The organism is Bacillus sp. JJ1773 (assembly GCF_036962035.1).
In the GTDB taxonomy this organism is placed as follows: domain Bacteria; phylum Bacillota; class Bacilli; order Bacillales; family Cytobacillaceae; genus Cytobacillus.
In genome coordinates this window covers 15960-33321 of the sequence record NZ_JBALNX010000077.1, presented here as the reverse complement: position 1 = coordinate 33321, position 17362 = coordinate 15960, and the positions used below count along the sequence as shown (strand labels likewise).

10 protein-coding genes are annotated in these 17362 nt (G+C 32.8%); all 10 read right to left on the bottom strand.

What is annotated here, in order from left to right; translation table 11 throughout:
* Positions 1 to 202: 202 nt before the first annotated feature.
* The gene (locus V7127_RS20565; protein WP_335489099.1) at positions 203 to 643 is read right to left on the bottom strand and encodes an FtsK/SpoIIIE domain-containing protein; all 441 of its coding nucleotides are present in this window, start codon (positions 641 to 643) and stop codon (positions 203 to 205) included.
* Between the two features lie 84 nt (positions 644 to 727).
* Positions 728 to 2542 (bottom strand): hypothetical protein, encoded by a 1815-nt coding sequence (locus V7127_RS20560; RefSeq protein WP_335489096.1) that lies wholly within the window; start codon positions 2540 to 2542, stop codon positions 728 to 730.
* 101 nt (positions 2543 to 2643) lie between these two features.
* On the bottom strand, positions 2644 to 4620 hold the full coding sequence (locus V7127_RS20555) for a hypothetical protein (protein WP_335489092.1): 1977 nt from the start codon (positions 4618 to 4620) through the stop codon (positions 2644 to 2646).
* Between the two features lie 883 nt (positions 4621 to 5503).
* Positions 5504 to 6931 (bottom strand): restriction endonuclease subunit S, encoded by a 1428-nt coding sequence (locus V7127_RS20550; protein WP_335489089.1) that lies wholly within the window; start codon positions 6929 to 6931, stop codon positions 5504 to 5506.
* Between the two features lies 1 nt (position 6932).
* The gene (locus V7127_RS20545) at positions 6933 to 8402 is read right to left on the bottom strand and encodes a class I SAM-dependent DNA methyltransferase (protein ID WP_335489087.1); all 1470 of its coding nucleotides are present in this window, start codon (positions 8400 to 8402) and stop codon (positions 6933 to 6935) included.
* Positions 8403 to 8433: 31 nt separating this feature from the next.
* Entirely contained in the window at positions 8434 to 10806 is a 2373-nt protein-coding gene (gene hsdR / locus V7127_RS20540; RefSeq protein WP_335489084.1) for an EcoAI/FtnUII family type I restriction enzme subunit R, read from the bottom strand.
* Between the two features lie 37 nt (positions 10807 to 10843).
* A complete protein-coding gene (locus V7127_RS20535; protein WP_335489081.1) occupies positions 10844 to 11047 on the bottom strand; it encodes a helix-turn-helix domain-containing protein in 204 nt (67 codons plus the stop codon).
* Between the two features lie 594 nt (positions 11048 to 11641).
* Complete coding sequence (locus tag V7127_RS20530; protein ID WP_335489078.1) at positions 11642 to 14083, bottom strand: hypothetical protein; 2442 nt, start codon at positions 14081 to 14083, stop codon at positions 11642 to 11644.
* Between the two features lie 996 nt (positions 14084 to 15079).
* Complete coding sequence (locus V7127_RS20525) at positions 15080 to 15232, bottom strand: hypothetical protein (RefSeq protein ID WP_335489075.1); 153 nt, start codon at positions 15230 to 15232, stop codon at positions 15080 to 15082.
* A gap of 238 nt (positions 15233 to 15470) precedes the next feature.
* A complete protein-coding gene (locus V7127_RS20520) occupies positions 15471 to 17342 on the bottom strand; it encodes a TnsD family transposase (protein ID WP_335489072.1) in 1872 nt (623 codons plus the stop codon).
* Positions 17343 to 17362: the final 20 nt, after the last annotated feature.

The window sequence follows — 17362 nt, the reverse complement described above, 5'->3', positions numbered from 1 at the left end:
CTACCAATTAATAATAATAGTATTAACCATAGAATTACTTTTTCTATTGAGGCTTTTTTTCTCTTATACATTTTCCTGAACTCCATCTCTTAATTAATAAACATATTATTTTACAAAATAAACTAATAAAGATGGTGAATAATCACCACCTTCACTTAATAAATTTCTTTTTTAATAGCATCTTAAATCAAAAATAAAATCTTTAATTGTTATTTTTTTGTATAATGGCATTCACTACATCAATGGAATCTTCACTTGATAAAAATGGAACTTGGGAAAAAATTAAACTAGATTCCCCTGATAACCTTGCTGCTAAATGACCATTATTTAATAACCTTTCTGCCCCTTTTTCCCCTAAGGCAATTTCTGAAGTACCAGTACTTTCTACCTTAAGAATTAACCTGTTACCTAAATTATCTCGTAGTTGAACAGGTAATGCATCTTTGTCCGGTCTTTGTGCAGCAAATATTAGGTGAATACCTGCAGCCCTTGCTTTAACGCCTAATTTCTGAACAGAAGCAGAAACAGTATTTTTATATTCATCTACTAACATCCAATCTGCAAATTCATCATGAATCAAGAATATTAATGGCATTTTTTTATCTTCAGGGGCCTTCTTATTATATTCTTTAATATTTGGCACTTTACAATAATGTCGGTGAACAAACAGTGTTCACTAACATTAATGTTGGTAACTAACTATATAAGAAATCTTCGTTCATCTAGATTATTTCCTTGAAGGAATTATTTGTGATTCTTTAAGTTCTTTTAATTCCTGAATTTTTTTAATCCCAGGTGAATTTACGATAGAATTTGCTGTTACAACCTGTACTTGTCTAACTATTATTTCTAGTAGCCTATGATGTCTTTCTAATCTCCATGATTGAAACATATGTGGATCCGTTCTATGGAAAATCAACTTATTTCTTAGTTCCCCAAGTTCCTCAATTATTGTTTCAAAAATAGATTTGCGCCTTTCATATAGATTTTTAATATCTTCATCCGTCAAATTATTAAAATAATCTTTGTTGTAAATATCATCAGTTAATAAAGCGGGTATAAAAGCTAAGCGTTTTGCTACTTCCTTGGGTTTAAAACACCCTGATATCATTTCCAAACACAACCACATACTCCCGAAAGCAAAATTTGAATTTATAGTACTTAATTCTAAAGATTCTCGATACAAGTTGTAACTTGCTATAATTTTTTTAGCCAACTCACTATTACTGTTAAGTAATAGAATATCTACTTTATTAAAATATTCTAACTTCTTTTTATAATCAAAATCATCAAGCAGAGGTCTATATTTTGCGGAATATCCAACTTTACGCCAACTATCTAAATTCCTTACCTTGTTTGTTCTGTTAATAAAGGCCAAATTAAAAAACGCTTTGTATGCTATCGGATATTTCTCGTGCAAATGTAATAAGTCTAAAAAATCATTCCAATTTCCATTAACTTCATTTAACATATATAGGTAATCCGCGTTAATATGGGTCTTTTGAAATGACATAATATGAGAAAAACGACTTGCTTCTCTTTCCAATTCTGTTGCAATTTCGCTAGGTACTCCAGATTCTATAGAAGTAAAATCTTGATAAGAAATAAATTTCAACTGAAATTCCTGGGGGATTTCCCATTTCTCAGCTCTAGGAATAGAAACTGGTACATATACTCTGATAATCTGATCTGAATTAATCAATTTATCAATAAAAGATGAAAGGTTACGTTCACTTAAATTTGAAAAATAAGTGAAAATCTCTTTGTTTACATTAATACTTGGTTCAATGTTTAATTTACTTGTAACATTTTTAAATATTGAGGTAATACCTGCTTCAATTCCCCAATTTTTAATGAAATAACATTGATCTTCAGTATTATTACCTTCTTCTAGTAAACTCAAATATAATTCAGTGAGTTGACTATGATGAACGATTTGTTTTAAATCAATATTCAGATTAATACGATTTGGACATATATTTATTTCTTGATTCTCAATAGGATAAGTTTCCAATAACTCTTTTAATGAGGATAAAATTAATGATCTATAATCAATTTTTGTAACATGTAATAATCTGTTTCTAATATTAAATAGCAAAAAGTCTAAATACTCTGATTGACAATACTCCTTATGACTGTTAAGAAGAAATTCTGGAGAAAAGAAGTCAATTGCTCTAGGGCGTGGCCCAATAATGCCATTCTGAATTAATTCCATATCATGTTGGTTAAGATGTTCTGATATATCAATGTCCTCATTAATATATTTAATGGGTAATGTTTTTAATGTACCAATTAGATGATAAAAAACCGATTCTAATAGTTGCATTTTTTGTTGATTGTTTAAAACGTGGAAAGTGAAAACCTTAAAATATTTTTGCACTTCCAAATTCTCGATGTAAGTTTCGAACAAATCTACTTGAAACTTATAAAATCTTTCAATTAAGCCATTTTGATTACATTCATTATATAAATCAAAAAAAAGTTGCTTGTAAAAACATTTCTGAAATTCTATGTTTGCTTCGGAAACTGAACTAAATTGCATTGCCTTTTGACCCCCAAAGTATGATTACTCAGTTAATCTTTTAAAGTTTCACAAAACTACTTATTTAAAATTTCACATATCCATATGCTTCACCCTTTAATTTAATTAGAATGACCTACTAATATATCGTTATTTTTCAATTCATTATTGATTAAAGACTCTACCAAGTTACTATTTATAATAGATGCAATAATTAATTCTGTTACATCTTTATAATTATAAAATGGTGCTAATTGTGAGCATATAAACTTAATATTTCCGACAGCATTTATTAATAATGTTTTTTCTTTTGGTTTTGATATATATAAATTCCATCTTTTTAAGGATTCAATCAACTCATCAATTACTTTATCTTTACTTTTTACTTTAGGTCTAGAAATTGTACTAAAATGAAGTCCACAGAATATATAAATATCTTTGTAATTCTCATTCTCAATAATTCTTAACATATTATTTACATTTGATGCTATTGTTTTATTAAACACATTAGTATAGAAGAATTTAGCTGCTTTAAATGCTTCATCATTTCCAATGTTCCATAAAGTACCTATATATCCCCTACAACCTGCTGCAATTATCTGAGTTGAAAATTCCTTCCATGAAGTACATGTATTATTAAAAATTATTGGGGTGGTATTTGATGCAACGGTGTGGAATTGCCCTTGATGTATACTATCAAAACACTGAATGTGACATGATTTTTCTACTAAATAATCTACTTTCGTTCTTGTAATATTAATTTTATCTTCATCTGCTGTAATAGACTTTAACATATCGTCATATACATACTGCGGATATCTTTTATCATCTAACTCCTTGCTTTTCCATTTGGCCCCATCTAAAAATTTGAATATTTTCTTACTTACAACTTTAAAAAACTCTGTATCTTCTTTTGCAAACCCAGCTACTTCCTCATATTCAACTATATGTTTCTTTCCGTTACGGTCAATAAATTCTTGCTCAACATAGTACCCATTTGTTTCTCCACCGTGACTAACAACATGTAATAAATCATAAGGATAATAACTAACATTTTGATCAAAAGCCTTTACTGTTGCTTGATAATTTCTTATAGATTTTACATTAAAATTATTTTCCTTCAATATGGAATCAATAATATTGGTTTCCTCTACCACAGAAGCACCTAGATCATTGGGTTCCGGAGAAAATAATAATGCACTGTCAAACATCCTTTTCGAAAATTCATAATAAATATTATTAAATATAAATAAATCTTCGTTAATCGAGCGCAGAACATGTGTACAACATGTTAAATCATTGAACAAAACACCATACGGTATTCCATCAGTAAAAAAGGTGGCATACTGATACTTCTCGAAATCAATATCTCCTAAGGCTTTATTAATATAATCCGATACTTTTATATAGCCTCCATAAGATCTATTACGTTTCCAGTGAATTAGGTTCCTATTAAAATCATCTATATCTTCTTCGCTAATTGGTTCAATAAACTTAATATCTGCATTAATAGTGACAGCATAATTAGTTATAATTATATCTGATAAATCATTGTTCTTTTCAGCTATTACTATTCCTTTTCCACCAATCTCTAATAATTGATTTAATCTTTCTGCCCCCCTATCTACCTTAACAATTTGGTTCATATTCTTTGCTATAAATAGACCTTCTGGTATATTGGCTGGATTACAATAAAAAACCCCAAAATTATTATCTACTGAAACTTCTTTTATTTTTGATATATCATCCAAGGTGTTTATATAAAATATCTCTAGTTTATAATATTGTTCTAATCGAAAGTAGGATAATTGAACCATATCTAATCCAATAACAAATATTGTTTTGCAATTCATCTTTGAAATTGAATTCAAAATTTTAGTTGCTGCTTTTTGTGCAATTATATTTGACATGTAGTTATCATCTTTTGGAGTTGAATACTCATTCTTCGTATAATTAACTGAGGGCATTCTAAACATAGGGTAATAAACTGATTTAGAATTTAAATAACTTGAAACGATTGATATTAGCTCCAGATCTACATCATTTGAGACAATACAGGCGGTATTGCAATTAAGAATTGGTAAATTATTTTTAATCACAATTGTTGTCCTCCTTGAGTTAACATTATATTACCTTTCTTAACGGTCATTCTACTTAAAATTATGTTTTGATTCTATTAGTTTCATAGCAATATCTATCGCTTTTTGTGCAATTTTTATTGCTTCCTAGCAATCCCTTACGTTTTGTTGAAGTACAATTTGGGGAGAAGGTAACAGCCTTAATACTTGATGTATCTCCTCTGATTCAAAAATTGGTTGGTCCATGAAAGAATACGCTTCCAATTTGAAGCTGCTTCACGAACATAATAAATAGCATCACGTATTGTCTTAACCGCATAGCGATAACTCTCTATTTCATCAAACTCTAGTGAAGTAATAGTCCCTAACCGTATAACTGAATCCCACGCTTCAAAAATTAGTTAGTTCGATATTTTTTCTGCTTATACCAAGACTCTTTAATAATTGGTCCTTCTGAAACAAATGTATCCATTCGCCAATCTTGTTCTGGGAAATTAATGTAGGTATCAAATTTTTCTACCTAATTCTACGCATACACTAATGTTGATAAATAAAATTGGTTCTATTCCAAATCATTCATAAATAATAGGAAACTTTTGAAATGTAGTGATAATTATTCTATTCCCATCATTTATGGAATTTCAAAGGGCTGAAAACAGCCTTAAATCAGGGTTTTAATAGGCAATTTTATAGTAAAAAACCTATAACTATTAGACGAACTAAAAATAGCCACATAACCCGTAGACCCTTTATTATAAAAGCTTACAAGGCTATGTGGATTTATTTTGACTATTTTAGGGATACCTCCCTGGCGATTTATACAATTTTTCGCGTGCGACCCGGGCGCGGTCACCATTTTGAAAAGTTGGAGAGATTTGACCTACGCTAGGGTATTACGATCATTCTACTTAACGAGTTGTTTTATATACGGAAGAAGTTCTTCAATTTTTGCTACAATCCGTTTTTGTTCTTCGAGTGGTGGAAGTGGTACAAGAATACTTCGAATTTTATCCAAGTTCAGATTAGGTTGTGCTGAACCCTCAGAACCTGTGCGTGAAATATCATAGTTATACATTTGGAAATATTGTATATAATTTCTGAGATTATCGTCATCAATTATATTTTCTAATGCAGCACACGCCTGATTAATTGTGGCATCTAATAATAATTCCGAAATTTGCCCCCTTGTTTTACCTTGTCCATACATTGCTATTAACAGTGTATGTTTTGGATAGAGTTTCAAGCTGGTATTTTCAATTGCATATTTTGTTATAAAGTTATTCGCCTTTTTTATTTTCAAATCACCAGTTTGTGAGCTAGTTATCCATGGAATATCACCATTTTCGTGGAATAATGGATTTGATTTTGATGGAGTCATTCCAGTCGAAACATTAAATAAATCACCCAACCTCACCCATTTCCAACTTTCAGGGATATCAAATGGAATATCATCCTCTGCAATTTCTGAAAGCGCCTTTGACTTTTTAATCTTGCCTTCCTTAACCAGCTTTTTCTTTTCTTCTTGAATTTGCTTATAAAGTTCTTCAGCAGTACCCTCTTCTTCTCGCTGTTTCACCAGCTTGCCTTGGATCGCATATTGCAAAATAGATTTTTGCATATCCTCTGGGAATTTCTTATTCAGTTCCTCCACCTCGGTATAAGCTTCATCGTATTTCTCTACATAGGGCATTAACTCTTCAATCTTTGCTACAATACGCTTTTGTTCTCCTAGTGGGGGGAGGGGTATTAATTTAGGTTCCAACATAGGGACTGTCAACTGCTTAATACTTGTTCCAACCCCTCTTTCAAGTAAAGCAGTAAGAACCTGTTGGATATACTTTTGGTCAACATGACAAGAAATGTTTAGCACAAGCAACCTTACAACAGGGGTAAAAGGTTCTGTCCTGATACAAGAAAATCCTATTGTACCTCTCCCTGAAACAGTGATACAAGGTTCTTCAACCATAGCCTCTTTTGTATAACCTATTATCCCCTTATTCTGAATGCCGTTAGCTATTACTGGTACCGTATGAGTTTCTGTTTTTTCTTTCAGAAAGTCTTTAGGTTTGTCTCCTCCAGCTTTAATAAATAAAGCTAAATCTGCCAACCTAACCCATTCCCAGCTCTCAGGAATATCGAATAGTATCTCATCTTCATTAATCTTTGGTAATTCCTTTTGTTTCTTTATCTTACCTTCTGTTATCAGCTGTTTTTTTTCTGACTTTATCTGCTCTAGCAGTTCCTTTGATGACCCGTCTTCTTCTCTCTGTTCTACCAACTTCCCTTGGATCGCAAGTTGAAGGATACTATTTTTTAAGTCTTGTGCATCCATCTTAATTACCTCCAAGCATAGAAGTAATCTGGTCTAACACATTATCGATTTCAGCATTTAATGAAGCACGCTTTTCTTGATATTCTTGAATCAAGTCCATTGGTTCAAGTATTACTTCTTCCTCATGAGGGAAGCCACAAAGGTCGATGTTGTAGCTTCGATTTACAATTTCATCGATTGTATATTTCTTCGCTTTTGGATAACCATCCACTTCGATTTCTTCTCGGTTTTCCCACCATGCTATTGCTTTATTAAAATGCTCCAGTTTCATCGGTCTGGTCTTCGAGAAGTTTTTATATCCTTCCGGCATATCTACTCGATAGAACCATGTTTCCTCTGTTGGATGAGTGTTGTCAAAGAACAAGATATTTGTCCGAATGGATGTATAAGGTGCAAAAACACTATGTGGCATCCTTATAACAGTGTGAAGTTTAAATTCACTGAATAATTTCTTCTTGATATTGAATTTGGCATTATCTGTACCAAATAAGAATCCGTCTGGTATGATAACCGCTGCTCGACCATTTTTCTTCAATCGATACATGATCAAATTCATAAAGAGATCAGCTGTTTCTGAACTTCTTAGCTCCATCGGGAAGTTGACCTTAACGCTATCTTTCTCACTACCGCCATAAGGTGGATTCATTAAAACTACATCAAAAGGTTCCATTTTTCGAAGTTCTTTATAGTCTGTTTCTAATGCATTCCCATGAAGGATGTTGGGATCATCAATATCATGAATCAGCATATTGGTCACACACAGCATATGCGGCAATGCCTTCTTTTCAATACCATACACAGACTTGTTATAGATTTCTCTATTTTCAAGAGAGTTACCAACTTGTTTATCCAGTGCATTTAGGGCTGATGTCAAGAAGCCCCCGGTACCACAGGCAAAGTCTCCGATTTTTTCTCCTAATACCGGTTTTACCACTTCTACCATAAAGTCTGTGACAGCTCTTGGCGTATAGAACTCCCCCGCATTACCTGCACTCTGTAAATCCTTAAGGAACGATTCATAGATGGTACCGAATTCATGGCGCTCTTTATATTCTGTGAAGTCAATCTCGCCAATGATATTAATAACTTGACGAAGCAGTATTCCATCTTTTTGATAGTTGTTGGCATCTTCAAAAGCGGATTTTACGATGATTTGACTCATCGGTGTTTCTTCATCAATTTCTAGATTCTTAAGCGTAGGAAACAGTTTGTTATTTACAAAATAAAGTAAGGCATCTCCTGTAAGTGCCTCACCGTCTTTTCTATCAACTGCCCAATCTCTCCACTTTAATCCTTCTGGAATGATGGACTTGTAGTTGTCATCATAAAGTTCCCATGCTTCTTCCTTTGCGTCATATATTTTTAAGAAAAGAATCCACACGATTTGCTCGATTCTTTGGGCATCTCCATTAATGCCTGAGTCGTTTCGCATGATATCTTGAATTCTCTTTACAAAATTACCAATCGCCATAACCTATACCTGCCTTGTCTTGTTTGTTTACTTATGCGTAATAAATCTCATTTTCTAGTTCCTGTACTGCCTTTTGATAGGCTTCCTTTCCACCAAAGGCTTTGACTATTTTCATTGGACTACCAATCTTGGCAAATTCCTTTAGTTGAAGAACCTTTGTATCTTCAATCTCTTTAATGCCATCATTGGCATACTTATCAAGTAGTGCTTCAATAACCTGCTGGGCAATATCGGAATACTTGTACAGATAGTGACGTTTCTTCACATTCTCTGCTCGCTCTTTTTTTGTCAGCGGTGGTTTATCATAAGCCAAGTGACAGATTAGATCAAAATCATCTAGCTCCGTTTTACCCAGTTCTTCTCTAACCGCATCTAGCAGTACACCACCATCTTGCAATTCATCAATGATGGCTTGCTTTCTCTCCGCTTCTGTCCATGTTCTCAAGAAATCATCCAGCCTCGCATATTGCTGCAGGATATTTTTCTTTGTATAGTCAATCAGACTTTCGGTGATGAGCTTTCCATCCTTATCAACATATTGGACTCTCTCTGAAAGAACTCTAACGGTAACATCACCTATATAATATTTCCGAGGCTTATCTTCACCGTCATCATCAAAGGCATCCGTTCCCCCTGTGCGGTAATTACCACCGGTTTCATTGACATCATCATTGCCATCACTTTGACCATATCCTTCATTGCCTTCTTCTGCTTCAGGCTCATCCACTGGATCATTCCCATCAAGGTCAATCACCACTTCCGGTCTACCATCAAATGCAGGGTCAGCAAAGAGTCGGCTGGAATTACGAAAGTCCATAATTGTAAAGTAGGTCTTGCCGTATTCTTCAAGAAGTCTTGTCCCACGACCGATAATCTGCTTAAATTCGGTCATGCTGTTGATGTTATTTTCTAAAACAATCAACTTACACATTTTCGCATCCACACCGGTAGACATGAGCTTACTAGTTACAGCAATAACCGGGTAATTACTATCTTCATCAATAAAGTATTCTAGTTGTGCTTTTCCTTCATCATTATCCCCAGTGATACGCATGATGTATTTATCGTTTTCTGCATACAAGTCTTTATTCTCATTGATAAGGGCTTGCCTCATACGTTCGGCGTGTTCAATGTCCACACAGAATACGATGGTTTTACTAAAACGATCGGTTTTCTTTAAGAACTCTGTGATTTTAGATGCTATAACTCGTGTGCGATCATCAATCACAAGAGAACGGTCAAAATCTTTTACATTGTACTCCCGATCCTCAATTTCATAGCCATATTTATCAACCTTTCCAGCCTCCGGTCGATAACCTTCTAGATCTTTATCTAGACCAATTCGGATAACTTTATAAGGAGCCAAGAAACCATCATTAATTCCTTGTTTGAGAGAATATTCATAAATTGGCTCACCAAAATAAGAGAGGCTAGATGCTTCTTTTGTTTCTATCGGTGTTGCTGTACAGCCAATGTGAGCAGAGGAGGAAAAATAATCCAGAACCTTTCTCCACGCTGATTCCTCTTTTGCACTCCCTCTATGGCACTCATCAATCACAATTAAATCAAAAAAGTTCGGCTGGAACTGACGGAACGTCTCTTCTCCATCGTCACCGGAAAGCTGCTGATAAAGAGCTAAGTAAATCTCATAAGAACTATCGAGATTTTTATTCTTTACCTTCGTCATCTTTCCACCAAAAGGTTTGAAATCCCCTGTAATGGTTTGGTCAACAAGTACATTTCGGTCTGCTAAGAAAAGGATCTTTTTCTTTAAACCGGACTTCCATAATCGATAAATAATCTGGAAGGTCATAAAGGTCTTTCCGGTACCTGTGGCACTGACAAGTAGCACACGATCTTGTCCCTTTGCAACGGCGTCTACCGTTCGATTGATTGCAATTCTTTGATAATATCTAGGCGTCTTATAATTAGGCACATAGTAATAAGGCTCAAGAAGCACCTTCTCTTCAGCCCTATTGATATTTTTTTCGATTAAGTATTTTTGATATAAATTCTCTGGCGAAGGAAATTCCTCCAGCCTAAGTTCTCTTACCTCACCTGTGATTAAGTTTTGTTCAACAAAACCATCACCATTTGAAGAATAGACATAATATATATCCAGTGCTTTCGCATAGTCAATCGCTTGCTGCAAACCTGCTCCTATCGGATGATTATTATCCTTGGCTTCTATGACTGCTAAAGGAAAGTTATTTTTGTAAAAAAGTACATAGTCCGCTCTTTTCTTTTTTCCTCTGGCAGTTACATTTCCACGAAGTATGATTCTACCAGCCGTAAAGGCGTATTCAAGTCGAACTTGCTTCTTTATATCCCACCCTGCATCAGTGATTGCCGGTGTAATATATCTAGCTTTGATATCTTCTTCAGACAAATTTCTCTTTCCCATTAGCTCAGCCCTTTCGCCCATTTCTTGCTAAAATCACTTATTCCATTTCAAATTCCATAATGTCTCCAATGTTGCATTCGAGACACTTGCAAATTTTATATAAGCTTTCTAGATTTACAGGTTGGCATTTTCCAAGGCGAGCTAATATGTTGTAAGTAATCCCAGCCTGTTCCTTCAACTCCGTTTTATTCATCTTCTTGTCAATCAAGAGTTTCCACAATTTATCATAGCTTATAACCATACAAAGTCCTCCCATAGCTATGTAAAATAAAGGCAATTATATTATAGCACATCATCAAACGGATAATAGAGAAAACCTTACATTAATGTAAGGTGATATATAAAGATACAATTATATATAATAGATTGATATCACAATATACCATTTAAGCAATTATTGTCTTGCTCAGTATCTTATTTTGTAACTTTGTATTCTATCTTTAAACACCAAACAAACACCAAGACCAAATCAAAAGTGCCTAAAGTAGCTTGTTTAAGCCTTTCGTCTGGTATCGGTGTTTTTGTCCGTTAGCCATCCATGAATCGCAAAGGTGGTCAAAGGTACACCTCAGAGAATGAAAATATACTGGCTCATATTTATTTAATCCATTCCATAGATCAATGAACTTTAGCTCTCTCCATTTTTTCAAACGAAGGAGAAGGGCTTCTTTGGTATTGCCTTTTTTCGGAGTTATAGAAGTTTATTTTTGCTTTTAAGCTTTTCTAATTGAGAACCGAAATCAGTAATTTACAGTTCCAAAATCAAGAATTTCTTTAAATCCATTTTTAACACTGCTCACCTTCAAAGTAGTAGTACTTTAATTATTATCATTCTTTATTTATCTTCATTTAAGTCATGAAAGTCATTATTTTTTTCTATACTCCCAGCAGTTTGTGCTAATGAAGTTTGAGCTACGACTAATATTTCTTTTAGTTTTAACAAATCATCGTAAAATACCTGCTCTTCACCTATCTCAAGTCCCTGGCTAATATTTTCTTCAGCAAGGACTAAGTTAACATCTCTCTCCATAAAAAATTTAGCTAATTCGAAATGAAACTTTTGTTGAATATTTAAAGCATCTTCCAGATTACCCTTATTTTTTTCTAATTCTATTGCTCTTGTATAATATTCTTTACCTTTTTCTAAACAAATGCTTTTATCCATATCTTGATACCTAAAATGCCATGTTCCTAATGTAGCAATTGGATAAGAATAATCTTCCCAAATTTCATGGCTTTTTTCTAACAATAGCTTTTCAGTTTCGCCTATTTGCCCCCGACCAATACGTTCATAAACTACTTCGTTAATAATACTAGCTAAGCCTTCAAAGATCGAAGAATCTTTATTTTCGTCATAAATAAATTCATCCAATTGCTCTGAGGTAATATGAACTATATCATTGCCTTCGATTATATTATCAAACCCCAATTGTGATCGAATAGATTGAGAAACAAATAATAAGTCATTTACATTGTCTTCAATGTTATTATCATCCACAATTATAGACAAATAAGCATTCGGATCTTTAGTTTTATTTATTTTATTAAGGACTAAGGACTTCCAAGGGATTGAAGAATCTCTATTATTTAAGTTAAAAATGAGTTTAACTTTAACATCTAAATTGTGAATTCTAAAAGAATTTGCACTCACCATATTTAAGTTTAATTGCTTAACTATACCTCTAGTTACCTCTGTTTGAAGAATTTTAATTTTGTTGTCTATAGCATTCTTAACTTCTAAAATTGACGTAGCATTAAGTTTCTTAATTCTATTCATGAATACAGGGTAAGCTGCTACCAGATTAATTTGATAATTATCATCGAAAAATTCATAAAGGTTGTCCTTAATTGTTGCAATTAAATCTTGAAAACTTTGGGTTAAATCGGAAGCTGTTAAAAAATTTTTATTTGTTTCTGTTTTTTGGTACCAAACGGTCCATCTTCCATCATCATTAATGTACACATATAATGGATTTGAAATAGGATTTTTATTTTCATAAATAAAATACTTTCCTTCATTTCTAATGCTCTCGTTTAAATTAAGTATTTCTAAAATTACATCTTTATCGAAGGTGCTATCTATATGTATGGATGTCAAAAATGCTAGTATATTATCCTTATCAACTTTTATCTCTTCAGGAAACTTAATTGCTACGTTGAAAAATTGCACTTCTTTTGGCTCAAATGAAATATTCTCTATAACATTATTAATTTTTAAATTATTTTTAAACTCCCCATTTTCACTTGTTGATTCGCCATTTTTAATCAATTCCTTGTTTTCTGTGCTACGTTCGTCATCCTCTAAATCAAGTTTTATTAAACCTTGTACCGCTGAAAGGATGAGGCTCATCTCTCTATAAGACGTTTTCACTTCAAAATCATAGGCATAATCTGCTGTTTGTCTTAACCAATATAGGCGGAGAGATAAAATATCAAATAATAAAAGTGCATGGGTATAATCTTGTCCGTTCTCTATGTACTTATAAAGTGCTGAAGCAATTGCTGCTTCAACTTCCTCTTCAGGCTGTTTTTTTTCTTTTGAGCTAATGAACTCACTTATCTTACAATCTAAATGCTCAGCTAGTTTAGGATCATTAATTTCCAAGTCAAATAACTTTTTACTAAGGAAATCTAAATATGGATTAATAATTAGCTTAACTTTGTTAAGCTGATCCTCTTTAATAATATATCTGAGGAGCTTGAACGGCTTTACTCTTTTTTTGATTACCTGTAGATAATTATTCTTGTTTATTTCCTCTATAGGCAGTCCTTTTGTAAAGTACGAATAATATGACGAGCTTGTAAAGTGCTCTACTTCAGTAATCTCAATTTTTTCGTCATCTAATCGCATTGTTTCATTAAAAAATGAATACATAAGACTACTTATAGACTTATGTAGACAATAATAAAGCAAACTTGCACAAGCCCTTAAATCGCCCTTAATTAATGAAGTTATGGAAAGTTCTTCATTCTCACTCGCTGATCTTTTATAAACATCTGCCTTTTTCGCTACATGTTTATAAATTCTTTCTCTAACTTCTTCAACTTCTTGACTGTTTTCAATCTTAGGAAAGAATGAAATATAATTTCTGTTAAGTTCAATTGCTTTTTTTCTTAAAATCAATTTTGCTGAAATTGAATTTTTCGACATTGTAATATGATTCGACTCATCTTTAAATTCTCCAAGCAACTTAATAAATGTTTTAATGCCAATATTGGTATCAAAATAAAACCTAGTGGTTCCGTTTACATTTTTCGCATCTAAGATTCTTTTCATAATAATACTCCCTGAAATTTAGTAGTTAAGGAATATTTTATAAAAATAACCATTGAATGTAAATTGAAAAAATTTAATATACCTTCTCATTCCCAGCCTTTTCCTTTTGGTCCATTGTTCTTACATTACTCAATCAGTGGCCGTCTATATGTCAGAAATAACTTGTTATTAACGATGTAACAAGAAAATTCCTAAATAAAATAAGAATTCCAGAATGAACTGTAATCAAGTAAAGTTATTTTTTCCATAATCCTTCAAACACTTAAATTCTTTCTATATTTTTCTTTTTATGATTGTTAGTTCAAAGGATATTACGTACTCAGACGAGTTTAAAATTTGAATTTGTGCTTCTAGCAATCTTTTCTTCTAAAGAAAGCTTTTTTTAAAGGGTCACCCTGAACTATTCGTACGGGTTTCTCTAAGACCCAATACTCCTGTTTAAGGACTAAGAATAAGTTACTAAAAAAGTTAGACATGATAAAAAGGGGACGAAGAACGAGTCAAAGTCTCTGCTGAACAGAAGTTTCATTTAATTCGTTCAGTGATTGATTAGTACGAAGTAAGGTAAGTTTTATATGTAAGATTTCGGAAGTATCACGTTCAGGTCTTTAGACACAATACTAGGCCCTTTTTTTAGGGGCATGTGAAAAACTAGGCCTATGGCATTCAATGTCAAGAAGAGGTAACTGTTGGGATAACAACTCCACAAGAGTATTTCTTTGGTTATTTTAGAGTTGAAGCATGTATTAAACACTGAAGAACTTTTTAAAAAAAATTAGAAATAATATTGTGTACTATAACTATTTAAGGTATCAATGGAACTTAAAGAAGATGACCCAGCTAAATACAGAAATCATCTTATCCATATCGCATGACGTTTTTTAAAAATGTCCTTTACAAAGTGTACAATTTTATTATTTTTGATACCAACGAAAATTACATCTTTTTCCTTAAACGTCTTGTTATAAACCATTGAAAATCAAACCTCCACATAAATCAATTGGTATTCTTTGTTGAAGAGTAGGGGTCTTCTTTATAAATCGCTTTTCTTTTGTAGACAATTACACCTTTTTCTTCACCATTTTTTGTAGGGATTTTTGCTGGTATTTTATCAACAGTCTCACCAATTTTAAAGTCCTTTTTCATCATGCTTAATCTCCTTCAACATTTTGAAAATGGCGATAAGACAACTTTTTTGAGAATAAAACCCTTAGGGTAAACAGGGGGAACAATTTATTTATAAGCAGTTAATTTTGGTGTTTTTTCTTCCAAAACAGTTAGTTAGTACAAACGATACTTCTTGTGGGCGCTAGAAAATTTAATAAATAGAGGAGACCCAGATAGATAAAAACTATAAAAACCTTATTACCTGGGTTATCTATAGTTGTCAATCGCTGACTGATGCTTCTTGTTCAATTATCTTCTCAAGCGTATTTGCAAATTTCTTTTTAAGTCCTGTCGCTCGAACAAGCTCCCATTCTTTAATAGAAGATTTAGTTTTCCTTAAACATCTTGCTACAAATTTAATCCTTCTTATTTGAAATTGTTCTGTTGATTCAACAACTTCTTTTAGGGCTTTCTCAGTCTCAGGCATTTTCTCTAGATAATTATATAGGGAGGAAAGGTTCCCTATTCTACGTCCAATCTCATTTTTTGAAACTCTAATTAATTTATTTGTTTCTGCAAGAATTTCATTTGCAATTCTTTTAACCTCAGCAGCCGTTTTTTGATCACGTGCAACCCAATCTACCCTGTTAATTGGATTTATTCTATCTTTTTTAGTAATCGGATAGTTATACTTTAACCACTCTTGATCATTTCTATAAAGCCATGTAAATAATTGGGGATTAACCTTTCTCATTTCTGTGATAGATTTATTAGGCTGCTCTTGAAGCATTTTTAACCATTTAGCTCTGTAATCTTTCCTTTTGAAAGATTCCTGAAAATCAACTACTTCCTCACAGTTCCTATGCTTTTCTAGATTTCTCTTTACAGTCATAGGGTCAACACCCAAAATTTTAGCTTTTTTCCTCAAGGATAATGCAGTTTTACTAAGCTCTATTAATTTCTGTTCCCATACCAAACCAAATACTTTTATACGTCCAATCCTAAATTTGTCAACAGTAGATTTATCAGGCCCTCTTCTAGAATAGACAAAACCACATGAACATGAAAAAGTTCCTACTGGTAATCCAGTTTTATAATCCTTTGTAATTGTACATGAGGTTACTTCTGATTTCTGATAATGCTCAGCCACTTTATTTAAACAAGGCCAAGGACCTTTTCCAAAGTGCTCATAGCTAACTTTTTGATACTGACCAACCATTGATGAAACTGTTTCTCCTAAATATCCTAGCAACAAAATATGTCTTATTGGATGACAACTAACCCTAGGTTTTCTTAGTAGCTTATGTAGCCATGTATCTCTCATTTCGAGATTAACATAACAATTGATCTCATTTAATAATTCACCCCCATAATATTGATTAAAGGATGGGATTAATTCACGCCATCTAATTCTTCCTGAAACAGTAGCTAACCCCTTTTGCTGCAACTTTTTTACATAAAAGGTTTTTAAATTTCCCAAGCCAATAGGAGGGAAATTATTACTAAGTAAATCACGTATTTGTTGGGCAATGAATTTTAAATATACATGAACAATTTGCTCCCTTTTCTGGTCAGAAATTATATATGTCTCAAACTTTTCATTCATCAGATATTGCTCTAGGGTAATTAATTCATGCTTATTTCTTCTTTCCGAATAAGGAATGTTTGATTCAACTAACCAAGTATGATGAATAGGGCAAAGCATAACTTCTTCTATTTGATGAGATCTATGCCAAAATGCTTCTCCATTCCTAACTTGTTCCTCGGTAACACATTCTCTACAAAACCTTAAAGTTGTCGGATTCTTTATAGTACTAGATGGTTTCCCTAATTTCATATAAATGGACATACCGTTACTATGAAACATCATCGTTCTTAATTGTTGAAATCTATACGCGGGAATAAATGGTGCATACAAAGGTAAAAGCGTGTGGTTTGCAATGAAATAATCAGGGGTGAATGTTTTCAAGACCGCTAATTTTTGTGAAAGCGCATTTAAATGTGCAGGCAATATGGTAGATGCACAAACATGGCTTGAATCAAATAATTCCTCCATAGTGATCTTTGGATTTTCATTTCCTGAAATATCGTGGTATCTGGCTATAATACTATATAATAGTTCGTCATCATAAAGAAAAGGGAAAAATATCATCTACAGTTCTCCTTTGATAT